Here is a 22,303-nt window from a genome sequence, read left to right on the forward strand (position 1 = left end):
GTCCCTTAACCCTTAATTCCGGCAGTGACGTTTTCCAGCACCACGGCCAGGCCTTGCCCGACTCCGATGCAGATCGCCGCCACGCCCCAGCGCTGCCCGGAGGCCTGCAAGCTGCGCGCGAGCGTCCCCAGGATCCTCGTGCCCGAGGCACCCAGCGGGTGGCCCATCGCGATCGCGCCACCGTGCCGGTTCACGATCGTCGGGTCGATCCCCCACGCATCGATGCAAGCCAGGGACTGCGCTGCGAATGCTTCGTTAAGTTCGACGGCGCCAACCTCGTCCCAGCCGATGCCCGCCTTCGCGAGGGCCTTGTTTGCCGCTTCCACCGGAGCGAAACCGAAGTACTGGGGATCATTGCCGTGTGCGCCGCGCCCGGCGATGCGGGCCAACGGCTCGAGCCCGAGCAGCCCGGCGGCGCTTTCGCTGCCGATCCAGGCCGCGGAGGCGCCGTCGGACAACGGCGACGCGTTGCCCGCCGTCACCGTGCCGGATTCCTCCGGCCGGAACACCGTCTTCAATCCGGCCAGCTTCTCCGCCGTCGAACCCGCCCGGATCCCCTCGTCCCGGACAAGGTCCGTTCCCGGAACCGCGGTCACCAGGTTGTCGTAGAACCCTTCGTCCCACGCCGCGGCGGCGAGGTTGTGGGACGCGGCGGCGAACTCGTCCTGCCGCTCCCGGCTGATCCCGTACTTCTCACGCAAGCGCTCCGTGGCCTCGCCCAGGGAAACGGTCCACTCTTTCGGCATGGCCGGGTTAACGAGGCGCCAACCCAACGTGGTCGATGCCAACGTCATGTCGCCGGCCGGGTAGGGCTTGGCCGTCTTCGGCAGCACCCACGGGGCGCGGCTCATCGATTCGGCGCCGCCCACGAGCACCAGATCGGCGTCGCCGGCATTGATCTGGCGCGACGCGATGATCGCGGCGTCCAGCGACGACCCGCACAAGCGGTTGACCGTGGTCCCCGGGATCGACGTCGGCAAGCCGGCCAGCAGCGTGGCCATACGGGCGACGTTGCGGTTCTCCTCGCCCGCGCCGTTCGCGTTGCCGAACACCACCTCGTCGATCCGCTCAACATCCAGCCCCGGGGCGCGCTTGACCGACTCGCGCACCACGTGCGCCGCGAGGTCGTCCGGACGGATCCCCGCAAGGCCGGCGCCGAACTTCCCGAAAGGCGTCCGCACGGCATCGTAAACAAAAGCCTGGTTCATGTGTTCCTCAAATTCTCGTGGGCCCCGGCTAGCGGGCGGCTTCGTCCATCGCGGCGAAGACCTGTTGCGCGGTTTTGAATGCGGTGTTGGCGGAGGGGACTCCGCAGTAGATGGCGGTCTGCAGCAGGATTTCTTTGACTTCGTCCCTGCTGAGCCCGTTGGTCATGGCGGCGCGGATGTGCATGGCGAGTTCCTCCCAGTGCCCATGCGCCACCATGGCGGTGATGGTGACGGCCGAACGCATGCGCCGGTCGATGCCGGGCCTGGTCCAAATGCCGCCCCAGGCGATCCGGGTGATCATGTCCTGGAAGTCGTCGGTGAATTCGTCCTTGTTCGCGTTGGCGCGGTCAACGTGGGCGTCGCCGAGCACTTCGCGGCGGACCACCATGCCGGCGTCGTAGATTTCCTGCGAGGTTGCCCCTCGCTGGACCGCGCCTTGCGATTCAACTGCGCCCTGCGAAGATTCGTGGCTCATTTTCCAGCCTCTTCCATGAAGTTCCGCATCAGGTCCGCAACCGCGGCAGGCGCCTCGGCGGGCGCAAGGTGCGCGACGCCGTCGAGCGCTACCGCCACAGCGGACCCGCCCCCGGCGTTGATTCCCGCCGCCGTTTCTTCAGCGAACGACGGCGGAGCCACCGTGTCCTCGACGCCGGCTACCGCTTGGGTCGGGACCGTGACACTCCCGAGCTCGGAACGGACATCGAAAGCGGCGAGGGCTTCGCAGCAAAAGGCGTAGCTGAAACGGTCGGCGTCGCGCAGGGAGTGCAGGAGGCGGCTGCTGACAACGGGCTCGCGGTCCATGAACCCAGCCGCGAACCAACGTTGTGCCGAGCCCTGAATCATCACGGCGGTGCCTTGTGCACGGACAACCTCGGCGCGTTCCAGCCAGCCTTCCGGCGTGCCGATCTTCGCGCCGGAGCATTGCACGGACAGGGACTTGAGCCGTTCGCCGTGCTTGATGCCCAATTGCAGGCCAGTGGCGCCGCCCAAGGAAACACCGGCGTAGTGGAACACTGCTCCGGGCGCGATCGAGTCCACCAGGTCCACGACGGATTCGGCCAACTCGGCGACGCTGAACGTCTCCGCGGCCGCCGGCGAAACGCCGTGTCCCGGAAGGTCCCAGCCAACGACGTCGAAATCGTTGCCGAGCAGGCTTGCCGCTTCGGTCCACAGCACCGTGGAGGTCCCGAGCGATGGCCCCACCACCAAGAGGGGCTTTTCGCCGAGGGTCCGTTGCGGGGACAGCAGCACGGCCTTGATCTTGGGCTTAGCCACGGTTGGCCTCCTTCGGAATCCGGGTAGTTTCAGGGTTCCCGGCATACTCCGGGAAGGCAGCGAGGATGCGGCGGGCGATTTCGACGGCCTCGCCCACATAGTTCGCGGGGTCCAGCAGCGCGTCGAGTTCGGCGTCGGAAAGCTTGTCCGCGGGCACCGCGTCCCGGAGGAGCCTGGCGTACAGCAGGGATTGCTCCTCATTCTCGGACCGCGTACCTGCGGGCGCTTGGAGCGTTTCGTCGACGACGGCCTGTAGCCGGGCTTTCGCCTCGCCGTGGTCCGTGTCGAGGAGCGGTACGACGACGGCCATCACCTTCTCGCTCAACAGCAGCGGCCCGGAGATGTCCAGGTTTCGGCGCATGGCCTCCGGGAAGACACGCAATCCGCCCGCGAGTTCCTTGAGTTGGGCGGCTGCACCCAGGGTGAGCCTCAGGAGTTCGCGCAAGGCCGGCCACTCGCTGTGCCACGCCCCGTCCGGACGTTCATCGTTGAAATTCGCGGCAGCAGTGTGCAGTTGTGCCGCGAGGCCTGGAGCCTGGAGAGCCGCACTTCGGACAAGGATGGAAAGGACCGGGTTCTGCTTTTGCGGCATGGCCGAGGAGCCTCCGCGGCCAGCCGCCAAGGGCTCACCTAGCTCTGCCACTTCGGGACGGCTAAGGAACAGCAGGTCGGCGGCCATCTTGCCGAAGGAGTCCGACAACGCCGCCAGAGCATCGCCTACCCCAGTCACGGCGAGGCGGCTGGTCTGCCACGGAGCCGGAGCCGAAGCCAAGCCGAGCTTCGCCGCCAAGGCGTCGGCGAGATCGAAGGGGCTCAAAGGAGAGTCGCCGGCCATTACCGAGGCCGAAGCCAAAGTCCCTCCAGCCCCGCCGAACTGCACCGGAAGCTCAAGTGATTGCAAGCGGCGGCCGGCGGCTGCGATTCCCTGGAACCACTGCGCGGCCCTGAGCCCGAACGTGAAGGGAAGCGCATGCTGGGTCAGGCTCCTGCCGACGCACAGCGTGTCCGTATGGTGTTCCGCGAGGGCGGCGAGCGCCGTCGTCGTTCCCTTCACTTCGGCGAGCAACGCTCCGCGGACGTTGCGGATCATCACCATGAGCGCGGTGTCCAGCACGTCCTGGCTAGTCAGGGAGGTGTGCACGGCGGCGCCGGCACCGACGTGGCCGCGTTCGGCGTCGGCGGTTTTGACGTTCTTCCGGAGTTCGACGAGGAGCGGGATGACCGGGTTTCCGCCGCCCTGTGCCCGTTCGGCGATCGAAGCGACGTCGTAGTGCGCCGGATCCGCGGCGTGGGCAACCACGGCGGCGGATCCAGCGGGAGCCAGTCCGGCGTCTTCCAGTACGGACGCCCAGGCGGCCTCGACGGCGAGGATCGCAGCGACGACGGCGTGGTCCCCGGTCAGCGCGGCGACCAGGGGCGACGCCGATACCGGGCTGAGGAGCCCGAAATCGCCGTCGATATTCACTTTGAGGCGCCTTCGACGCGCTCGAAGTCGAGGAAGACGGTCTCGTCCGTGCCCTGCAGGCGCAGGTCCCACGTGAGTCCGCCATCGGCGTCGCGGCGGGCGATGAGGGTTTTGCGGCGCTCGGGTTCGAGCGAGCTGAGCAGTGGATCGGCCGCGAGGGCTTCCTCGTTCTCCGGCAGGTAGATGCGGGTGAACAGGCGGTTCATGAGGCCTCTCGCGAAGACGGCCACCGAGATGAACGGCGCTGCCGCCGGTTTTCCGGGGACCGGCGGGGTGGTGCCGGGATTGACCGTGGTGAAAGTGAAGACGCCGGAGTTGCCGACGGAAGCGCGGCCCCAGCCGGTAAAGGTGTAGCCGTCGCGGACCAAGGAACCGGTGCGCTGGACCACGTTGCCGTGGGCATCGGGCTGCCAGATTTCCAGGATGGCGTCGGGGATGGTTTCGCCTGCGCCGTCGTACACGGTGCCTTGGAGGCGGATGCTTCCGGGGCTTCCCGGTGCAAGGAGCTCGTTGTCCTTGGTGAAGGGGAGGGCGTAGCCGTAGAACGGGCCAACGGTCTGGCCGGGAGTGGGGGTCAGCTTGCTCATGTTCCTACTCCTCGTCCCCGGCGTCGCCGTATGCTTCGTTTTCGGTCCAGGTCCGCTTCGACCCGGTCAGGACAATGTCCCAGTTGTAGCCCAGGGCCCATTCGGGGCTCGTCAGTTCGTGGTCGTACGTGGCCACGAGGCGGTCGCGGGCGTCTTGGTCCACGATCGACTGGTAAATGGGATCCAGCGGGAACAACTGGTCGCCGGGGAAGTACATCTGGGTGACGATGCGCTGCGTGAAGTCCGTGCCGAACAGGGAGAAGTGGATGTGGGCCGGCCGCCACGCGTTGAGGTGGTTCTTCCACGGGTAGGCGCCGGGCTTGATGGTGGAGAAGCGGTAGGAGCCGTCCGGGCCGGTGATGCAGCGTCCGACGCCGGTGAAGTTCGGGTCGAGCGGTGCGGGGTGCTGGTCGCGCTTGTGGATGTACCGGCCGGCGGCGTTCGCCTGCCAGATTTCCACTAGCTGTCCCGCTACGGGGCGGCCGTCGCCGTCGAGCACTTTGCCCTGCACGATGATCCGTTCGCCTTGCGGTTCGCCGTTGTGCTGGATGGTGAGGTCGGCTTCCAGGGCGTGCACGTCCTGGTGCCCGAAGGCGGGCGAGAACAGCTCGATGGTTTCCGGGTCCGCGTGGTGCAGGCTCTTGGTGGGGTGCCGCAGGATGCTGCTCCGGTACGGGGCGAAGTCGAGCCGGGGCTGCGTCTCGGGCGCGGCGCCATCCTTGAGCGCCCGCGCGTAAGCGTCGCCGATCGCCTTGATCTCGGCGCTCAGGTCCGCTTGGGTCTCGACGGCGGCGTCCAACGGCGCGTGCCCGGCATGCGGTTCAGCCGCGGGTACGAGCTCGTCGTCTTGGTGATGCCCGGCGTTTGCATCTAGCTGCACGGCCGGCTCCTTCCTGGTTGGTTTCGTGATTCCGGTTTCGGTTTAGTAGCGGTGCAGGTGGTCGTATTGGACGGCGTGGCGCACAGGGGCGTTGGGGGCTCCATAGCCGTCGTAGTTGCCGCGGCGCTCCACCATTTCGAAGAAGACGCTGCCCACTGTGGCGGTGTAGAAGTGCAGGAATTCGCCGTTGGCGTCCCGGTCGTAGAGGAGGTTGAGTTCCTTGAGGGTGGCCAGGAAGTCCGGGTCCAGGGCGAAGCGCGCGTCCAGGTCCTCGTAGTAGTTGGCCGGAATCTTGAGGAACTCGAGACCGCGGGCTCGCGCTGCCCGCGCGGTGGCCACGAGGTCCTGAACGGCGAACGCTATGTGCTCCTGGTAGGTTTTGCGGCCGCCGTTGCCTTGCTGGCCCGGTTCTTGGTGAAGCAGCGGGGCCAGGTTCAGCACGAGGCGCACGGCCCTGTCGGACGTCTGCATGACTTGCGAGCGCACCAGGCCGTTGGGGCTCGGCACTTCGGCAAACGGCTGCGGTTCCAGTGCGAGGGCGCTCGTGTAGAAGAGGACGGCCTCGTCGAAGTGCTGCCAGGGCTGGGCCAGGTTCACGTGGTCAATGACCGCCGGGTCCGCCGTCTGGCGGCGTTCCAAGCCTTCGCCGAATTCGCTGCCTTCACCAAATTCACCAGTCCAGGCGGCGGTGCCGTCGGGGTTGCCTTGGCACAGGAAGATCTCGGTGGAGTCCGGAGCGGCGATGCCTTGGAAGACCTCTTCGTCGGCCTGGACCTTGCGCGGTACCACGGGTGCCTTGAGTTGCTGGGCACGGGCTGAGGCAATCACGGGGGAATCGACGTCGAACCCCAACGCCGCGATGGCGGGCTCGCTGTGCGACGGCGCTTGTTCGTTGATGATGACGCGTGCGTGGCCCATGGACCAGAGCTGGACGTCCTTGGTGCGGTGGCGGCCGTCGAATTCGAAGCCAAGCTGGCCCAGGAGTTTTTCGAGCTGGGCGGGTTCGTCGGTCTTGACCTCGGCGAAGTTGAAACCGGCGGGTTCGGCCACCTTGGGGAGCGTGGCCAGTTCCATCGGATAACGACGGCGGCCTGCCGCCCGGGTGCCCATGTCACCGTTGCCGCCGCCCGCCGTCGTGATCGCCGGGTTCGCCTCGAGCCACTTGGCGCTCTGTTCCTCGAGCCAGATCAGCGAACGCATGGCGTCGACGGCTGTGCGTTCGACGTCGGACTGCCGGAAGACATCGTTGAAGACCTCCAACGAGACCGGACCGGAGTAGCCGGCGCGGACAACGTGGCCCATGAACTTCGCGAGCTCGAACTGCCCTTCGCCCGGGAAGACGCGGTAGTGGCGGCTCCAGGACAGCACGTCCATGGAAAGTTTCGGGGCGTCGGCCACCTGGACGAAGAAGATCTTCCCGGCCTGGATGTCCGCGATCGGTGCAGTGTCCCAATCGCGGGAAAGGATGTGGAAGGAATCGAGGCAGGTGCCAAGGTGCGGGTGGTCGACGGCGGACACGAGGCGGTGTGCGTGCTCATAGTCATTGACGTATTTGCCCCAGGCGAGCGCTTCGTACGCCACTTTGACGCCGTGTTCACCGGCCAGTGTGGCGAGTCGGGCGAGCTGCTCGGCCCGGAGGTCGTCGTCGTCGATCGTGGCGGTTCCCACGTTGGTGCATACCAGGATGGTGTCCATGCCCAGGCGGGACATGAGCTTGAACTTCGCGTCCGCCCGGCGCAGGTTCTCTTGCAGGATGTCCTCGGAGACGCCGTCGAAGTCGCGGAACGGCTGGTACAGGTCAAGGCTGAGGCCAAGGTCGGCGGCCATCTTCCGGATGTCCTCCGGGCTCAGGGACGACGTGACCAGGTCCTGTTCGAAAATCTCGATACCGTCAAAACCCGCAACCGCACAGGCTTGCATCTTTTCCTTGAGGGTGCCGGACAGGCAGACCGTGGCGATTCCCGTGCGCATCAGTGACCAGCTCCCGCGAGCGCCTTGGCTTCTTCGGCGCCCACAAGTTCCAGGAAATGTGCCCGCATCCGTTCGGGATCGGCGTCGCGGCCTGTGAAGATGCGGAAAGCGTCGGCGGCCTGGCCCACTGCCATCCGGCCGCCGTCGAGCACCCGGCAACCCTTGGCCCTGGCTTCGAGGACCAGCGCGGTCTCGATCGGACGGTAGACGATGTCCGCGACCCAGTGGCGGGATTCCACGAGGGACATGTCCAGTGGGAGGCCGGGATGGGCGGCCATGCCCACCGGGGTGCAGTGCACCAAACCGTCGGCGAGCGGCATAAGCTGCGGCAGCTCCGCCGTCGTACGCGCCGTTATTGTCCGGTCCGGGAACAAAGCGGAAAGCTCGACGGCGCGCTCCGCACCGCGTGCGGGATCCACGTCCACGAGGTCCAGCGTCTTCACGCCGGCGGAGAGGAGTGCGTACGCGACGGCGGAGCCGGCTCCTCCGGCGCCAAGCTGGACGACGCGCTCCAGGCCGGCGTCGGGAAGGCCTGCGGCCAGAGCGGAAGCGAAACCGGAAAAGTCGGTGTTGTGGCCAATGAAGCGGCCGTCTTCGATCAGGACCGTGTTCACCGCACCGAGCCGGCGCGCGTCGTCGGAAATCTCGTCAAGGAACGGCAGCACCAGTTGCTTGCACGGATGGGTGATGTTGAGGCCGTTGTAGCCGAGCCGGGACGCGGAGACCAGGAGGTCCCCGACGGCGGAACCCGGCAGGGAGAGCTCCAGCAGGTCGATGGGCCGGTACAGGTAGCGCAGCCCCTGGACGTCGGCCTCCCTCTCATGCATGGGCGGCGTCAGCGAAGGGATGACGCCTTCGCCGATAAGGCCCACCAGGAAGGATTCGGCTCGGTTGCTCATACTTCATTGCTCCTTTGACAACTGCACCTGCGGATCGGCTGGCGCTGGCTTCCATGCCTGGCGCGGGCCGCTTCGTCGGGCGTTATGGATCAGACTACACAAAATGTTCATATATTGCACTAGTGTTCTTATCGCGAACAAAAGTGGCACGGCGCAAGCGCCTTTAGCGCTGCGGCAAGCGGTCCGCGAGCTCGGCAGCCGCGCTTTTCAGCAAGGGGACGACGGCAATGAGCTGCTCCACTTCCATCCGGAACACCGGGACGGCCGTGGCAAGCGACGCGAAAGCGATTCCCTGTGAGTTGAGCACGGGCACGGCGACGGCGCGCATGCCCACCTCGTTCTCCTGGTCCATGAGGGCGTAGCCCTGGCGGCGGGTCTTGTCGATCTCCTCGCGGAAAACCTCACGGTCCGTGATGGAGAATTCCGTGAGCGGCTCGAGTTCGATCCCTTCGACCAGCTCCTTGCGTTCCACGTCGTCGGCAAAGGCAATCAGCGCCTTGCCGACCGCCGTGGTGTGGAGCATTCCAAGATGCCCGGGATCACTCGTAACCCGGAACATCTGGGGTCCGTCCACCTTGTTGACCGTGAGGTGGTGGTGGCCATCGCGGACGGAAAGGATGGTGGCTTCGCCAGTCCCTTCGGTGACGCGCTGCAAGATGGGCCGGGCCGTGCCGGCGAATCCGTGATGGTTGGACACCCGCTGGCCCAGCTGGAAGACGCGAAGCCCCAGGTGGTAGCGGCGGCCGTCGGCCTCGTAGTCCACGAATCCATCGCGGGTAAGCGAGCCCAGCAGCCGGTAAGTGGTGCTGAACGGCAGGTCCGCCTGGCGCGCCAACTCGGAAGCGCTCGCCCCCTTCGGCTCGTTGCCCAGCAATACAAGGAGGCCCAGGGCCTTTCCGATCATGTCGGTTTTTGTGTCTTCCTTCACATCCATAGCTAAATGTTCCCACATCGTGAGAGCTATATCTAGATGGTGAGTAAATATCTTGACAAGTGACTGTGCTCACAGTCATCATTGCTGTATCGCACAAGTCGCTCTCACATGGTGGCTACAGTGCGAGTTTCACTGCCGGAGCCCCGATCAGCGTTCAGGCACGCAATATCCAGCCAGATGCGACATCGCCGTCACACCAAAGGAACACCATGAGCCACACGATCCCGTCTACGGAGCCGGGCACTGCTGCCACCGCAGGAACGCCGAAGAAAGCCGCACTCGCCAGCTTCCTCGGCAGCGCCGTCGAGTACTACGACTTCTTCATCTTCGGTTCGGCGGCGGCCTTGATCTTCCCGCACGTCTTCTTCCCCAGCGCGGATGCCAACGCGGCAATCATGTCGTTCGCGACGTTCGGCTTTGCCTACGTCGCACGTCCGGTGGGCGCCATCATCCTGGGGCACTTCGGAGACCGGATCGGCCGCCAGCGCGTGCTCATGTTCACCCTCGTCCTGATGGGCGGCGCAACCTTCATCATCGGTTGCCTTCCCGACTTCAAGGCGATCGGCTGGTGGGCACCCGCGCTCCTGGTCTTTGCGCGCCTCTGCCAAGGGCTTTCCGCCGCGGGCGAGCAAGCCGGCGCTTCGTCCATGACACTTGAACATGCTCCGGACAACCGCCGTTCCTTCTTCACCTCGTGGACCCTCACCGGAACCCAGGGCGGGCAAATCCTCGCCGCGCTGATCTTCATCCCCGTCGTCGCCCTGCCCGACGACGTCAAGTACAGCATCGGCTGGCGCATCCCGTTCTGGCTCAGCGCCGTCGTGGTGGTTGTCGCCTTCTTCATCCGCCGCACCCTCCACGAGCCGCCGGCGTTCGAAGAAGCGAAGAAAAACAACCAGATCGCCAAGCTCCCGGTTGCCGACCTCCTCCGCCAGCACTGGGCCGACGTCCTCCGCGTGGTCTGCTGCGCCTTCATCGCTGCCGTGAGCACCGTCTTCGGGACCCTGGCCATCGCCTATGCCAAGGACGTGGCCCACGTGAACAGCACCATCACTTTGTGGCTCGTGGTCGTCGCCAACATCGTCGCCCTCGGCACCCAGCCCGTCTTCGGCGCGCTGGCCGACCGCATCGGCCGCAAGCCCGTCTTCATCTACGGCGCCGTCGCCAGTGCGATCATGACCCCGGTGTTCCTCCTGACCCTCGAAGGCGGCAGCGTACCGCTCATGTTCCTGGTCTCCGTGGTCTACTTCGCTATCGGATACGCCGCGGCCAACGCCGTCTGGCCTTCTTTCTACGGCGAGATGTTCAGCACGAAGGTCCGCTTCTCCGGCCTCGCCATCGGCACGCAGCTCGGATTCCTCATGGCAGGCTTCGCCCCGGCAATCGTCACCGCGATGGGCGGCACCAAGGCCGGTGGCTGGGTCCAGATCAGCATCTTCACCGGCGCCATCTGCGTCATCGCCGCCGTCTCGGCCCTCACGGCCCGCGAATCCTTCAAGACCCCGACGTCGCAACTCGGCTTGAAGTAAGGCCCCCGCTTTACCCCTTCCTCGATCCGTTGCTGCGTATGTGTCGTTTTGACCCTGGAACGACACATACGCGGCAACGGATTTTTTCGTGCCCCTAACCCGCGCGAAACCGCCTTGCAACATTGCCCCGCCACACTGGAATAGCCGGCAAACGCAGGCAGCTCCAGCCAGGGAGGCCATTATGTTGAAGGAAGTATCCGCGAAGCCCACACGAATCCGCGCACTTGACCAGCTGCACCGCGGCGACCAAATCGAAGCCCGCCTCTCCGTCGGCCCCTCCTACGATGACGTGGTCATCCGCAGGGGCAGCGTCCAGGAGACGGCCCCGGGCATCGGCGTCGTCTGGATCATGGACCAGCTGACCGGCCTTCGCAAGGCCATCAATGCCGACGAATGCACCGTCTGGCGCGTGGCCTGAGCCGCACCCCGGCCTTCAGCCGCCGGCCACGGATTGGATGATCAAAACCTCCTGACCGCCCACAACCTCAGTATCCAGGCCCTTGAGACGACGAACTTCCTCGCCATTCACGTAAATATTCACGTAGCGGCGGAGGGAACCGGTTTCGTCCCGGAGCCTACGGGCCAACACCGGGTAATCCCCGGTCACGGCATCGAGCAATCTTTCCACGGTCACAGCGCCGTCGGCGGGTGTAGTCAGGCAGGACTGCCCGCCGGCGAGCGGCTGGAGGACGCTCGGCAAAACAACCGTAATGTCAGGCAAGGCCGGTCCTACGCCGGAAGACTCGTCATAGCTGAGGCGGCAGTCTGCTCAGCAAGGAGATCACCGGAGACAACAGCGGCGCGGACGCACAAGACATCCGGGAGATGCGAGGCAACCTCCTGGAACGTTTCGCCTTCGTCAGCGCTGGCGTAAACCGAACCTCCGCGGGTTCCGAAGTACACCCCGGCGGGTTCAGCCGTATCCGCCGAGGCCGCGTCACGGAGCACCGCGTTGTATTCGTGGTCCGGCAACCCCACGTCCAAGCGCTTCCACGTAAGTCCGGCATCGTCCGTGCGATGGACCGCGAGCCGGCCGTCCGGCGGAATCCGCTCTCCATCCGCCTTGATCGGCACCACCCAGGCCGTACCCTCGCGCCGCGGGTGGGTAAGCATGACAAAACCGAAATCGGCGGGCAGGCCCTCGGCGATGGAAACCCAGTTCTCGCCGTTGTCATCCGTGCGGTAAACGCCGTGGTGGTTCTGCGCGTAAAGGCGGCCTTCGACGACGGCATCCGCGGCGATCTTGTGCACGCACTGGCCGAACTCGGGATTGGGATCCGGCATGAAGTAGGCCGAAATCCCCTTGTTGCGCGCCTCCCAGGAGGCACCGCCGTCGAGCGATCGGTAGACGCCGCCAGTACTCATGGCGACGTGGACGTTCTCCCCGGAAGGATTGACCACGATCGAATGCGCCGCCGCGCCGCCATACCCGGCTCCCCAGTCGCTGTGGTGCGGGTGCTCCCAAAGGCCACGGTTGAGCTCAAAGTGCTCGCCGCCGTCGGTGGACTTCCACACTGAGATCGGCTCGCAGCCGGCCCACACGACTCCCGGCCTGGCAGCGGAATCGGGGTAAATCTGCCAGATCCGTTCGAGAGCGGCATCGGTGCCTTCGGGAAATTTGATGGCGCCTTGTTCGGGCTCGGTCCATGTCGCGCCGAGATCGTCGGAATGAACCACGGTGGGCCCCCAGTGTTCGGAGCGCACGCCCACCATGATCCGCGGGCTGCCCCCACGGGTATCGATCCCGATGCTCGGGATCTCACTCATGAGGAAATGCGGACCGGAGAAGGACCACTGTTTTCGGTCTGAGCTGCGTGCAAGCCAGAGTCCTTTTTTGGTCCCGATCGCTAAGACATAACTCTCTGCGGTAGCCATGAACCCCATGCAACCATCACCGTGCGGGAGCCGCAACGGTTTTTATGCGCTGGCGTGAGCCAGGTCAGTCGACGAATTCGGACTGCGTCTCTATGAAGTCCCAATCCGCGTCGCTGAGTCCGCCTGCGAGGTCATCCGGGTGCGGACCGCCGGCTTCGGCAATGCGCTGCAGGACTTCCGTTGGAATTTCCGTTGAACGGAGGTTCTCCCGCAGCCACTCCTTGCTATTAACGTCAATATCCAGCCACCACATGAAGATCTCCACGTGGACCACCCCTTCCTTTGCAGTTACAACGCTAGGCCTGCGTGAGATGCTCGACAAGGCCTTGCGCAGCTGTTCAAACCCGGCCTCCGAGGCAACAATTGAGTATGGCCTCGGAGAGTTTCAGTGGTCGCGTTCCTTTGGTGCTCGGCGTCTTACCGGGCCAGCATCCCCATGTACTCCGCACAGCGCGGGACCTCGCCCTCCGCCTGGCCGCGCCCTTGGTCTGTGCCTACGTGGATGAGGCAAGCTACTTGGTGGAATGGGACCCCGCCAAGGAAACGCACCGAATGTCGCTGCACCCGGGGAAGGCTGACGCCGACGTCGCGGCCGTCCGGACCGAACTCCGCACCCAGATCCAGGAGGCCGCTGGCGAAGCTCCAGTGGACTGGACGCTGCGCCTTCTTGCCGGTGATCCCGCACGCGCCATTGGCCGGCTGGCCGACGACATCCAGGCTTCCATGATCATTCTCGGATGTCCTGAGCCGGGGCTGGGGCACAGGATTTCCGAAGCCGTCAACGGTTCAGTCGCCATGTGGCTGACGCGACATCAGAGCCGGCCCGTGCTTTTGGTCCCAATCCCCCGCCATGAACGCCGCAGTTCCCACGATTCCGCCACGCCAAGCACGGATCGCGAAGAGGCTCCGCCCGGCCCGGAAAAACTAAAGTGAAAGTAGTAATTCAGATCGGTAGCGGAAGGCCGTCGGGCCACGTAAGCTGATTGTCAGCAGGAACCCAAGAACCTGCTCCAAAGTCCGCTCCGGAGTGCGTATCCCCCAATAACGCACTCCGGAGCTCTTTGTTTTAACGCGCGCTGGCTGCCCGGCTACCGCTGCCCCGGCTGCCACTGCGTGCCCCGCTCCGTGGCTGCCGCGAGGTCCCGCGTCGTTGCCGGGAGACCCGTTCCTGAACCTGCTTGGCCCATCAGCGGCCCCAAAAACACGGCTGCCGTGTCGCAAGCACTTTCCCGATTCAAAGAGGGTCGGGAAGCCGACCCCACCCTTCTTGCCACCGGCGGGTTTCGCATACCCCCTGGGGGTACTTGAATTCATACCCCTAGGGGGTATACCTTGGGACCATGAGCACGGTTGAACTGAACCCGCCGGAAACTAAATCGGTCAACGTGGAACCGGTCGATGTGGAAACTGTCGATCTGAACGCGGTGGACCTCGCGATTGGCCCCACGGATGTTCAGGTCGGGGACGGGACCCATTCGCCACACGGCTACTCGAGTCACAAGGACTCGTACCTGAAGCGCCTCAAACGTATCGAGGGGCAAGTGCGCGGTATCGCGCGCATGGTTGAAGAGGACAAGTACTGCATCGACATCCTCACGCAGGTCTCCGCGGTCACCAAAGCACTCCACGCCGTGAGCCTCGGCCTTGTTGAGGAGCACATCGGCCATTGCGTTGCCGGAGCGGCTTCCGAGGCCGATCCCGATCTTCGAGCCGAGCAAATCGACGTCAAGGTCAAGGAGGCAACCGATGCCATCGGGCGCCTGCTGCGGTAATCCCGCAAGCAATCACCACTCCACCATCCAACTCACCACCAAGGAGCACACAATGGGCCGCACCGCCACCATCCAGACGAACGTCAGCGTTTCCGGCATGACCTGCGGGCACTGCATCTCGGCAGTCAGCGAGGAAATCGAATCACTGGCCGGTGTGGAACAGGTTGAAATCGACCTCAACCCAGGCGGGCTCTCCACCGTCACCATCACTTCTACCCAGGAGCTGTCGCCGGCTGAAATAGGCGAAGCTGTTGCCGAAGCCGGCTACCTGGTAGTTGCCAATGAGGCCTAGGGGCCACTCGTGACTAATCAGGACATCTTGCACCAAACGGGCACGCGCATACTCGAACTCGACATCGAAGGCATGACGTGTGCTTCCTGCGTGGCCCGCGTCGAACGGAAGCTCGGGAAGCTCGACGGCGTCGAAGCGTCGGTCAATCTCCCGCTTGAATCGGCCCACGTCACTGTCCCTGCCAACATCACCGACCAGCAGATCGTGGACACCGTCAAAGCCACTGGCTACAAAGCCCGGATCCGCGGAGCGGGACCCACCGTGCCCGCGACCGACGTTCAGGTCGACGTTCAGGAGCATCACAATCACGACGCCGGAGCGCAGCTGAGCGGGACCGCCCACCACGTCCCGGCAGAACATGAACATAACGCCGTCGGAGGCACGGGCGGCGACCATATGTCCCATGGGCCAGCCGCACATCAGTTGCGCCCTCGCCTGATAGGCGCAGCAATCCTGACGGTCCCGGTTTTCGCGATTTCGATGATTCCCGCCTTCCAGTTCCCCCAGTGGGGCTGGGTCGCCGCGGTCTTGGCCCTACCCGTGGTGAGCTGGGCTGCGTGGCCATTCCATCGCGCCGCCGCAATCAACGCCCGCCACTTTGCCTCGACCATGGACACCCTCGTCTCCATAGGCGTGCTTGCAGCCTACGTCTATTCGTCATGGCAACTCCTCGCCAACCCCATGCTGACGGAATACCCCGGCATGGAGTCGATGCCGGGCATGAGCGACATGGGGGACATGAGCGGCGGTGGCTTGTACTTTGAGGTTGCCGCGGTGGTGACCACGTTCTTGCTCCTGGGCCGCTTTCTCGAAGCCAACGCCAAATCCAAGGCGGGCGACGCCCTCAGGGCCTTGCTCGATTTGGGAGCCAGGGAAGCAACCGTGCTGCGCGACGGCGTCGAGCACAAGATCCCGGCCGAACAGCTCGTGGCCGGAGATGTCTTCGTGGTCCGCCCCGGTGAGAAGATCGCCACGGACGGCGTAGTGACGGGCGGCGCTTCCGCCGTCGACGCTTCGCTGGTCACCGGTGAATCCGTGCCGGTCGAGGTCGGCCCCGGCAGCCAAGTCACAGGTGCCACCATCAACGCATCCGGCCGGTTGATCGTCCAGGCAACACGCGTCGGCTCGGACACCACCTTGGCGCAAATGGGACGGCTTGTCAGCCAGGCCCAGACGGGAAAAGCCCCGATTGCACGGCTCGCCGACCGCATCAGCGCGGTCTTCGTTCCCCTTGTCCTGGTGGTCGCCGTTGTCACATTCGTGCTTTGGTTCGTTCTGAGCGGGGACCTCAATGCGTCCTTCACGGCGGCGGTATCTGTACTGGTCATCGCGTGCCCGTGCGCTTTGGGCCTCGCGACCCCTGTCGGGCTTCTGACCGGAACCGGCCGTGGCGCCCAACTCGGCATCCTTATCAAGGGACCCCAGGTCCTCGAGGATACCCGCACCGTGGACGCAATCCTCCTGGATAAAACGGGCACAGTCACCAGCGGCAAACTCGCCGTAGGCGGCACGATTGCCCTCAACGGCCACTCCCCTGCCGATGTCCTGACTCTCGCGGGCGCAGTCGAGGCAGCGTCCGAGCATCCCATCGCCCACGCGATTACAGCCGCCGCCACCTCGGCCTTGCCGGGTACCGGTTCGCTGCCAGTAGTGAAGGACTTCGATTCTGCTCCGGGCGGCGGAGTCCGCGGGATGGTAGCGCTGAACGGATCTGGTCCCGGCGACGCACGGATCGGGGATGCAGGGATCGACCACGAGCAGTTGGTCCTGGCTGGCCGGACGGCTTGGTTGGAACAGAACGGGATCTTCCCGGATCCGGCCCAACAGGAGGCATTTGCCGCCGAAGAAGCACAAGGCGCAACTGCCATCTGGGTAGCCGTTGACGGAACACCTGCCGGGATTGTGACCCTGAGGGACACCATCAAACCTGGATCGGCCGCCGCTATCGCGAAGCTCAAAGAGCTTGGCATCCGTCCGTTGCTACTTACCGGGGACAATGCCGCGGTCGCAGCCCAGGTGGCTGCGGCCGTCGGAATTGCCCCGGAGGATGTGCGGGCGGGCGTCCAGCCCGAGGGCAAAGTGGAAGCCGTTCGGAACCTCCAAAGCCAGGGCTCCACCGTGGCCATGGCAGGAGACGGAGTCAACGACGCCGCAGCCTTGGCCCAAGCCGACCTCGGCATTGCGATGGGTTCGGGCACGGATGTCGCCATCGAGGCTTCCGACCTGACAGTAATGGGCAGCGACCTCGGTCAGCTCGTTCAAGCCATCGAACTGTCGCGGAAGACACTCGGCACCATCAAGACAAACCTGTTCTGGGCGTTCTTCTACAACGCGATCGGAATCCCGGTGGCAGCCCTGGGTCTGCTGAACCCAATGATCGCGGGAGCCGCCATGGCGGCGAGCTCAGTCCTGGTGGTCGCAAACTCGTTGCGCCTGCGCTCCTTCGGGCGGTAGCAAGCGCAGGGCTGGCGAGTCTGCCCACTTCGGGTGGCGCGCCGGTCCTGGCGCGTAGCGGGCTACCCCTTCGCTAGGGAAGTTCCGCCAGCCGCCGGTTACGCGGTTCCGAAGCGAACGGCCGCACGGGCCTTGGCTTTGGCCGCTTCGTCGTCACGGTTGCGCGCGGGCGCGTGGGTCACCAAGGCATCGAGAAGGTGCTGCGTGGCGTGGGCGATCTCCTCGACGGCCCTGGCGAACGCCTCCTCGTTGGCCTTGGAGGGCTTGGTGCTGCCGCTGATCTTGCGCACGTATTGCAAAGCGGCAGCTTCAACCTCCGCTGAGGTAGCTCGGGGCTCGAAATTGTGAAGGGTGTGGATGTTGCGGCACATATCACCCATGCTAGGCCCAGCGCCCCTTGGAAGGGATGCCCGCACATGACAACGACGATGCAGCACAACCACGATGCAGGACAACCACGACGGGAAAGCAGCCCTAGATCAACTCGGAAGGCACAGGCTCGACGTCGTTCGCGTGGTCAAGCTCGGGAGCTGCGGCTTTGCCCGGCTCCGCGGAACCTAGCCGGTCGGCCCGTAGTTCGTCGATGCGGACCAGGACCACGCCGCAAACAATCAACGCACCACCGAGGAGCTGGATGGTTCCGGGCAGCTCAGCCAGCAACAACCAGGCCCAGACCACGGCGAACAAGACTTCCGTCAGGGAGACAAAGGACGCGACCTTCGAACCGAGGCTGCGCGCGGCCATGATTCCCGTGACATAGGACAGGACCGTCGCCAACAAGATCAACCCGGCGAGGGAAACCCACCACGGAGTGGTCCAGGGACCCAGGTGCGTGTCAGCGGAAGCGAACGTCATGGACAGCAGCCCGGTGCCGCCGGCAACCCACACGAGGACCGAGCCCACCATGAGGCCGCCCGACGCGAGGACGATAGGCGGCAAGGTGTCGTTCTGCTTGGCGGTGATGAAGAAATAGATCACGAGGCAAACCGCTGCAGCCAACCCCCAGAGGACTCCGACGAAGTCCACTTTGACCGAGCCCGTGAGGTCGAGGACCAGGATCAGACCGCCGAGGGAAAGCAAGGTCCCCACCGACGTGAGCGCGCGCGGGCGCCGTCGGGTTGCCATCCACAGCCACAAAACGATCAGGGTGGGCGCGAGATACTCAAGCAACAAGGCCACTCCGACGGACAGCCGCGAGACGGCGTTGAAGTAGAAAAGCTGGCATCCGGCCACGCCAATCACCCCGAACAGCATGATCGTCAGCCAGTTGTCCTTGAGCTGGTGCCACCGTCCGCGCAGGGCAATGATCGCGGGAATCAGCAAAACCAACGAGGCACCGGTCAAACGAACCGCGACGGCCGCACCCGGCGTCCACCCGGTTTCCAGCAGGGACTTGGCAAATGAACCGGACAAGCCGAAGACCGCTGAGGAGAAAAGGGCGATCCCAACGCCAGATGCCATGAGGCGCGGAGCACCGGTCCGAGTGGTTGCAGCCGACACAGCAGCCTCCTGTCAGGAGTAAAATGGGTTACGCTGCTGACAATACTCCGGAAATATGTAAGGAGTCAAAGTGCTTTTTGCACCTGACACTGAAACTGCCCTTCGCAGCCTGGTCAACTTGATCAATACGGCGGCGAACGGCACCGAATCCCTCACCGGCGTCGCCGAACTGCGTGCCTTCCTGGACGTCGAAGGATTCACGGGCAGCAGGGAAGGCAGCGAGGCCGAGTTGCAGAGCGTGAAACGGCTGCGTAGCCAGCTGGCAGCGCTGTGGACCGCGAATGAAGAAACCGCGGCAAAGGGCGTCAACCAGATCCTCACCGACGCCCGCGCGCTCCCCCAATTGGCCAAGCATGACCACCTGGACTGGCATCTTCATGCCACCCCGCAGGACGCTCCCCTCGCGGATCGCATGGGGACGGAGGCGGCCATGGCGCTTGTGGATGTGATCCGCAGCAAGGAAATGGACCGCTTGCGGGTTTGCGCGGCCGACGATTGCGATGCCGCCGTGCTGGACCTCAGCCGCAACCGTTCCAAGCTTTATTGCGATACGGGAAACTGCGCCAACCGCACGCACGTGGCCGCTTATCGCGCCAGGAAGGCCTCAGGCTCGGAATAGGCGGGCGGGATGGCACCCGTCAAAGCAAACGCTCGCCAAAGCGAAAGGCGAGCAGCGACCCTTAGCGGGTTTCGGCGTCGGGCGCTTCCGGGTCGCCGGCCGGACGGTGCGTCACGGGGCCGTGGCTCGGCTTCTTCGAACTGAGGTTGACGCCGGATCCCTTGCCGAGGTGCTCGGCGTTCTCCTTGTGGGTCATGGACAGCATGGCCGCCAGGACCAAACTGACGATGAATGCGATACCAGCCCCGGTGAAGGCGAGATCGAAGCGGGGGGTGCGGGCACTGCCGCCCGAGGCGAAAATCAGCACCGCAAAGAAAATCACCACGCCCCAAAACGCGGAGAACATCAGCGGTCCTTTAACCGAGGTCCGCATCTTGCGCGGCTCTCCGGGTTTCTGGTCAGCCAAGATCAATCCTCCAATGTGGCGTGGTTGCCGGCGCCATGCGCGCCCACGAAGTTCTACTCAGAAAGTTCTACGCAGAGTAGAACGTACGACTACTAGTTTACGGCCTCAATCGAGGGGGTTCGCCCATCGTGCCGAAGGCTCAGTCCGGAAAGCACCCACAAGACCCCTGAAATGATCGCGCCGCCACCGGCAACACCGAGCAACGCGTGCGCTCCAAGGTCGATGAAGAACGGCAGCGCCACAGCGGTCCCGATCCCCACTACGCCGGAAATGAGCCAGTCGCGGGCGAGTGCGTGGCGGCCCCGGCGGGTGAAACCCCGAACCAGCTCAAGGATTCCGAGGACCAATAGCCCCACGAGCGCGGAAATCGCCACCCCGGCATCGGACTGCGTAATCAAAGCCACCACTCCAGCTGCGCCAACTACAACCGCAGCGGCCGCCGGCACGCTGGAAGCCAGGAAAGCGAAGCCCGCGGTCGCCAACAAGTAGAGGCCGGTTGCCCAGGCGAGGACCTGCACCGACGGCGAGCCCCAAAAGACCGTGACGGCGCCGAACACCAGTGCAACAACGGCACGAATAAGGACTGGCTTCCAGAGTGCCGAGGCCGTCGGCGTGGAGGAAGCTACTGAAGAGGCGGGGAAAGTCACCCGTCCAGTTTAGTGCGAACCAAGGACCATCCATTTATCGGTCCGCGCGCGCAGCCCCAAAGTGACCCCGCGCGCCATCATGTAGCCCAGCGCAAACGCGAGCCACAACCATACGAGCCCCGCCGCGCCGTCGGGCCTTATCAGGTGGACGGCCGCCAGGAGCGGCACATAGGCCGCGAGGTTTACGACGCCGGCAATCGCCAGGTACCGCGCGTCGCCCGCGCCGATCAACACGCCGTCCAGTACAAATACGTAGCCCGCGAGCGGCTGCCCTGCGGCGAGCACCCACAGCGCCGCGGTGAGCGCGGACTGGACGCCGCCGTCGGAAGTGAAAAGGAAGCCCACCCACGGAGCAAAGACAGCAAGGAGGACCCCTGTCACCACACCGAATCCCGCTCCCCAGCGGATCATGGTGCGCGTGAGTTCGCGCGCCCGCGTCGGACGGGAGGCCCCGAGTTCCTTGCCGATAAGGGCTTGCGCGGCGATCGCCAGGGCGTCGAGCGCGAAGGCCAGGAAGGAGAAGATTGTCATCGCGAGTTGGTGGGCGGCCAGGTTGACCGATCCCTGCGCGGTGACAACAAAGACCGTCGCGAGGATGGCCAGCCGCAAGCTGAGGGTGCGGAGCATGAGCCACGAGCCCACGGATGTCATGGTTCTGATGCCGCGCCAATCCGGCCTGAGGGATACCCCATGGCGACGGGCGTTCCTGCCCACCATTACGAGGTAGACCGCCGCCATGGCCCATTGCGCGATGCTCGTGCCGATCGCCGAGCCCGCCACGGAGAGGTGCGCGCTGTAGACAAGGAACCAGTTGAGGCCGATATTCACGGCAAAACCGGCCGTCGCCACCACCAAGGGGGTGCGGGTGTCCTGGAGCCCGCGGAGCACACCGGTTCCGGCGAAAATCAGGAGCATTGCCACGAGGCCGGGCATGGACCAGCGCAAATATTCCACCGCATATCCGCGGACCTCGCCGTCAGCTCCAAGCAGCCCGACGAGCGGCTCGGCGGCGAGGAAGCCCGCTACCGCAAGAACTGCACCCAAGAGCAATGCCAGCCACACGCCGTCGCGCCCTGACGCGAGCGCTTTGCCGAGTTTTCCGTCGCCGATTGCACGCGCCACTGCCGGGGTCGTCGAATATGCCAAAAACACCATGAGCCCGACGGCGGTGTACAGCAGGGTGGAAGCGAGTCCCACGCCGGCCAGTTGCGGGACGCCGAGGTGCCCCACAATCGCGGAGTCGGCCAGGAGGAACAGGGGTTCGGCAATGAGGGCGCCGAAAGCAGGGACGGCGAGCCGCAGGATCTCCCGGGTATTTGAGGGCGCGGCGGGACGGGTCACTGTTTCGGGCACCTATCCAGCGTAGCGGGGGCGCGGAGGGCGCCCGCCTAATTGACACTTCAAGCAAAATTCGCAACCCTTAAGTTGAAGCTTCAATAAATTCGGCCCTGTCCGAGAGGCTTTGAGACAGCCATCCGCTACTCGAAACGGTGCAACCACATGAAACAGTCCACCCTGACCAACACAGCCCTCACCGTCCTGCGCGTCATCGTCGGCTTCATCTTCGCCGCCCATGGTTGGCAGAAATTCACCGAATTCACCATCCCCGGCACGCAGGGCGCCTTCGCCAAGATGGGCGTTCCCGCCGCCGACGTCGCAGCTCCGATCATCGCAACGCTCGAACTGCTTGGCGGGATTGCGCTGATCGCCGGCGTTCTGACCCGCGTCTTCGCCGCGCTCCTTGCACTGGACATGCTCGGTGCACTGGTCCTGGTCCACGCTCCCGCCGGCCTGTTCGCCGACAAGGGCGGTTACGAACTGGTGCTTGCCCTCGCCGCCGCTGCCGGGGCGGTCGCCCTCACCGGCGCCGGTCGAATCTCGGTGGACGCCGCCGTCTTCGGCAGGAAGGGTTCCAAGCTGGCGATCCTGGCGTAGCTTCGCGACGCGCGATCCGCCCAGCGCGGGGCAAATGGACTGGCGACAAGGGAAT

At 64.9% G+C, this 22,303-nt stretch carries 25 protein-coding genes; 8 read left to right on the forward strand and 17 right to left on the reverse strand.

Going from position 1 to position 22,303, the window contains the following annotated elements; genetic code table 11:
* Positions 1 to 5: 5 nt before the first annotated feature.
* The 9 genes from ABCW42_RS19945 to ABCW42_RS19985 all read right to left on the reverse strand — a co-directional run bounded on the left by ABCW42_RS19945 (position 6) and on the right by ABCW42_RS19985 (position 9,219).
* On the reverse strand, positions 6 to 1,208 hold the full coding sequence (locus tag ABCW42_RS19945; protein ID WP_423182815.1) for a thiolase family protein: 1,203 nt from the start codon (positions 1,206 to 1,208) through the stop codon (positions 6 to 8).
* A 28-nt stretch (positions 1,209 to 1,236) separates the two neighbouring features.
* On the reverse strand, positions 1,237 to 1,683 hold the full coding sequence (pcaC, locus tag ABCW42_RS19950) for a 4-carboxymuconolactone decarboxylase (protein WP_423182816.1): 447 nt from the start codon (positions 1,681 to 1,683) through the stop codon (positions 1,237 to 1,239).
* On the reverse strand, positions 1,680 to 2,483 hold the full coding sequence (locus ABCW42_RS19955) for an alpha/beta fold hydrolase (protein ID WP_423182817.1): 804 nt from the start codon (positions 2,481 to 2,483) through the stop codon (positions 1,680 to 1,682). The genes pcaC and ABCW42_RS19955 overlap by 4 nt, the downstream gene beginning before the upstream one ends.
* Positions 2,476 to 3,948, reverse strand: coding sequence for a class-II fumarase/aspartase family protein (locus ABCW42_RS19960; RefSeq protein ID WP_423182818.1), 1,473 nt, complete (start codon positions 3,946 to 3,948; stop codon positions 2,476 to 2,478). Before ABCW42_RS19960 ends, ABCW42_RS19955 begins: the two co-directional genes overlap by 8 nt.
* Positions 3,945 to 4,535, reverse strand: coding sequence for a protocatechuate 3,4-dioxygenase subunit alpha (pcaG, locus tag ABCW42_RS19965; protein ID WP_423182819.1), 591 nt, complete (start codon positions 4,533 to 4,535; stop codon positions 3,945 to 3,947). Before pcaG ends, ABCW42_RS19960 begins: the two co-directional genes overlap by 4 nt.
* 4 nt (positions 4,536 to 4,539) lie before the next feature.
* Positions 4,540 to 5,415, reverse strand: a complete 876-nt coding sequence (gene pcaH, locus ABCW42_RS19970; RefSeq protein ID WP_423182820.1) for a protocatechuate 3,4-dioxygenase subunit beta — start codon at positions 5,413 to 5,415, stop codon at positions 4,540 to 4,542.
* A gap of 42 nt (positions 5,416 to 5,457) precedes the next feature.
* Positions 5,458 to 7,386: a bifunctional sugar phosphate isomerase/epimerase/4-hydroxyphenylpyruvate dioxygenase family protein gene (locus ABCW42_RS19975; RefSeq protein WP_423182821.1), complete on the reverse strand. Its 1,929-nt coding sequence runs from the start codon at positions 7,384 to 7,386 to the stop codon at positions 5,458 to 5,460.
* A complete protein-coding gene (locus ABCW42_RS19980; protein WP_423182822.1) occupies positions 7,386 to 8,285 on the reverse strand; it encodes a shikimate dehydrogenase in 900 nt (299 codons plus the stop codon). Before ABCW42_RS19980 ends, ABCW42_RS19975 begins: the two co-directional genes overlap by 1 nt.
* A gap of 163 nt (positions 8,286 to 8,448) precedes the next feature.
* Positions 8,449 to 9,219 carry an IclR family transcriptional regulator gene (locus ABCW42_RS19985; RefSeq protein ID WP_423182823.1) on the reverse strand — a complete coding sequence of 257 codons (771 nt, stop codon included), beginning with the start codon at positions 9,217 to 9,219 and terminating at the stop codon, positions 8,449 to 8,451.
* A gap of 209 nt (positions 9,220 to 9,428) precedes the next feature.
* Between ABCW42_RS19985 and ABCW42_RS19990 the strand changes: the two genes are divergently transcribed.
* Both ABCW42_RS19990 and ABCW42_RS19995 read left to right on the forward strand, forming a co-directional pair.
* Positions 9,429 to 10,748: an MFS transporter gene (locus ABCW42_RS19990; RefSeq protein WP_423182824.1), complete on the forward strand. Its 1,320-nt coding sequence runs from the start codon at positions 9,429 to 9,431 to the stop codon at positions 10,746 to 10,748.
* Positions 10,749 to 10,929: 181 nt separating this feature from the next.
* Complete coding sequence (locus ABCW42_RS19995) at positions 10,930 to 11,166, forward strand: hypothetical protein (protein WP_423182825.1); 237 nt, start codon at positions 10,930 to 10,932, stop codon at positions 11,164 to 11,166.
* A 15-nt stretch (positions 11,167 to 11,181) separates the two neighbouring features.
* Here ABCW42_RS19995 and ABCW42_RS20000 read toward each other — a convergent pair whose 3' ends face one another.
* From ABCW42_RS20000 to ABCW42_RS20010, 3 genes are read right to left on the reverse strand one after another with little or no spacing between them, the layout of a single operon-like run.
* Positions 11,182 to 11,469: a MoaD/ThiS family protein gene (locus ABCW42_RS20000; RefSeq protein ID WP_423182826.1), complete on the reverse strand. Its 288-nt coding sequence runs from the start codon at positions 11,467 to 11,469 to the stop codon at positions 11,182 to 11,184.
* 8 nt (positions 11,470 to 11,477) lie between these two features.
* The gene (locus tag ABCW42_RS20005; protein WP_423182827.1) at positions 11,478 to 12,632 is read right to left on the reverse strand and encodes a WD40/YVTN/BNR-like repeat-containing protein; all 1,155 of its coding nucleotides are present in this window, start codon (positions 12,630 to 12,632) and stop codon (positions 11,478 to 11,480) included.
* Positions 12,633 to 12,687: 55 nt separating this feature from the next.
* A complete protein-coding gene (locus tag ABCW42_RS20010) occupies positions 12,688 to 12,888 on the reverse strand; it encodes a hypothetical protein (protein ID WP_423184957.1) in 201 nt (66 codons plus the stop codon).
* A gap of 104 nt (positions 12,889 to 12,992) precedes the next feature.
* Between ABCW42_RS20010 and ABCW42_RS20015 the strand changes: the two genes are divergently transcribed.
* The 4 genes from ABCW42_RS20015 (at position 12,993) to ABCW42_RS20030 (ending at position 17,141) form a co-directional block, all read left to right on the forward strand.
* Positions 12,993 to 13,556 carry a universal stress protein gene (locus ABCW42_RS20015; RefSeq protein WP_423182828.1) on the forward strand — a complete coding sequence of 188 codons (564 nt, stop codon included), beginning with the start codon at positions 12,993 to 12,995 and terminating at the stop codon, positions 13,554 to 13,556.
* A 407-nt stretch (positions 13,557 to 13,963) separates the two neighbouring features.
* Positions 13,964 to 14,395: a metal-sensitive transcriptional regulator gene (locus ABCW42_RS20020; protein WP_423182829.1), complete on the forward strand. Its 432-nt coding sequence runs from the start codon at positions 13,964 to 13,966 to the stop codon at positions 14,393 to 14,395.
* A gap of 52 nt (positions 14,396 to 14,447) precedes the next feature.
* The gene (locus ABCW42_RS20025; protein WP_423182830.1) at positions 14,448 to 14,687 is read left to right on the forward strand and encodes a heavy-metal-associated domain-containing protein; all 240 of its coding nucleotides are present in this window, start codon (positions 14,448 to 14,450) and stop codon (positions 14,685 to 14,687) included.
* A 9-nt stretch (positions 14,688 to 14,696) separates the two neighbouring features.
* On the forward strand, positions 14,697 to 17,141 hold the full coding sequence (locus ABCW42_RS20030; RefSeq protein WP_423182831.1) for a heavy metal translocating P-type ATPase: 2,445 nt from the start codon (positions 14,697 to 14,699) through the stop codon (positions 17,139 to 17,141).
* Positions 17,142 to 17,239: 98 nt separating this feature from the next.
* Here the strand turns inward: ABCW42_RS20030 and ABCW42_RS20035 are convergent, their stop codons facing one another.
* Together ABCW42_RS20035 and ABCW42_RS20040 are read right to left on the reverse strand one after the other, a co-directional pair.
* A complete protein-coding gene (locus ABCW42_RS20035; protein ID WP_133204933.1) occupies positions 17,240 to 17,512 on the reverse strand; it encodes a DUF2277 domain-containing protein in 273 nt (90 codons plus the stop codon).
* A 103-nt stretch (positions 17,513 to 17,615) separates the two neighbouring features.
* Positions 17,616 to 18,641, reverse strand: coding sequence for an EamA family transporter (locus ABCW42_RS20040; protein WP_423182832.1), 1,026 nt, complete (start codon positions 18,639 to 18,641; stop codon positions 17,616 to 17,618).
* A 70-nt stretch (positions 18,642 to 18,711) separates the two neighbouring features.
* Between ABCW42_RS20040 and ABCW42_RS20045 the strand changes: the two genes are divergently transcribed.
* Entirely contained in the window at positions 18,712 to 19,260 is a 549-nt protein-coding gene (locus ABCW42_RS20045; protein WP_423182833.1) for a CGNR zinc finger domain-containing protein, read from the forward strand.
* Positions 19,261 to 19,321: 61 nt separating this feature from the next.
* Here ABCW42_RS20045 and ABCW42_RS20050 read toward each other — a convergent pair whose 3' ends face one another.
* The 3 genes from ABCW42_RS20050 to ABCW42_RS20060 all read right to left on the reverse strand — a co-directional run bounded on the left by ABCW42_RS20050 (position 19,322) and on the right by ABCW42_RS20060 (position 21,666).
* On the reverse strand, positions 19,322 to 19,666 hold the full coding sequence (locus tag ABCW42_RS20050) for a hypothetical protein (RefSeq protein WP_423182834.1): 345 nt from the start codon (positions 19,664 to 19,666) through the stop codon (positions 19,322 to 19,324).
* A 92-nt stretch (positions 19,667 to 19,758) separates the two neighbouring features.
* A complete protein-coding gene (locus tag ABCW42_RS20055) occupies positions 19,759 to 20,313 on the reverse strand; it encodes a DUF308 domain-containing protein (protein ID WP_423182835.1) in 555 nt (184 codons plus the stop codon).
* Between the two features lie 9 nt (positions 20,314 to 20,322).
* A complete protein-coding gene (locus tag ABCW42_RS20060) occupies positions 20,323 to 21,666 on the reverse strand; it encodes an MATE family efflux transporter (protein WP_423182836.1) in 1,344 nt (447 codons plus the stop codon).
* A gap of 147 nt (positions 21,667 to 21,813) precedes the next feature.
* On the opposite strand from ABCW42_RS20060, the gene ABCW42_RS20065 reads away from it, so the two are divergent.
* A complete protein-coding gene (locus tag ABCW42_RS20065) occupies positions 21,814 to 22,248 on the forward strand; it encodes a DoxX family protein (RefSeq protein WP_423182837.1) in 435 nt (144 codons plus the stop codon).
* Positions 22,249 to 22,303 lie beyond the last annotated feature (55 nt).

This window comes from Arthrobacter sp. NyZ413, assembly GCF_049390645.1.
GTDB lineage: Bacteria > Actinomycetota > Actinomycetes > Actinomycetales > Micrococcaceae > Arthrobacter.

Coding starts and splice junctions, on each gene's coding strand:
- ABCW42_RS20065 (WP_423182837.1), top strand. CDS start 21,814: ATGAAACAGTCCACCCTGACCAACACAGCCCTCACCGTCCTGCGCGTC.
- pcaC (WP_423182816.1), bottom strand. CDS start 1,683: ATGAGCCACGAATCTTCGCAGGGCGCAGTTGAATCGCAAGGCGCGGTC.
- ABCW42_RS19990 (WP_423182824.1), top strand. CDS start 9,429: ATGAGCCACACGATCCCGTCTACGGAGCCGGGCACTGCTGCCACCGCA.
- ABCW42_RS19945 (WP_423182815.1), bottom strand. CDS start 1,208: ATGAACCAGGCTTTTGTTTACGATGCCGTGCGGACGCCTTTCGGGAAG.
- ABCW42_RS20015 (WP_423182828.1), top strand. CDS start 12,993: ATGGCCTCGGAGAGTTTCAGTGGTCGCGTTCCTTTGGTGCTCGGCGTC.
- ABCW42_RS20005 (WP_423182827.1), bottom strand. CDS start 12,632: ATGGGGTTCATGGCTACCGCAGAGAGTTATGTCTTAGCGATCGGGACC.
- ABCW42_RS20035 (WP_133204933.1), bottom strand. CDS start 17,512: ATGTGCCGCAACATCCACACCCTTCACAATTTCGAGCCCCGAGCTACC.
- ABCW42_RS19975 (WP_423182821.1), bottom strand. CDS start 7,386: ATGCGCACGGGAATCGCCACGGTCTGCCTGTCCGGCACCCTCAAGGAA.
- ABCW42_RS19995 (WP_423182825.1), top strand. CDS start 10,930: ATGTTGAAGGAAGTATCCGCGAAGCCCACACGAATCCGCGCACTTGAC.
- ABCW42_RS19985 (WP_423182823.1), bottom strand. CDS start 9,219: ATGGATGTGAAGGAAGACACAAAAACCGACATGATCGGAAAGGCCCTG.
- ABCW42_RS20020 (WP_423182829.1), top strand. CDS start 13,964: ATGAGCACGGTTGAACTGAACCCGCCGGAAACTAAATCGGTCAACGTG.
- pcaG (WP_423182819.1), bottom strand. CDS start 4,535: ATGAGCAAGCTGACCCCCACTCCCGGCCAGACCGTTGGCCCGTTCTAC.
- ABCW42_RS20025 (WP_423182830.1), top strand. CDS start 14,448: ATGGGCCGCACCGCCACCATCCAGACGAACGTCAGCGTTTCCGGCATG.
- ABCW42_RS19980 (WP_423182822.1), bottom strand. CDS start 8,285: ATGAGCAACCGAGCCGAATCCTTCCTGGTGGGCCTTATCGGCGAAGGC.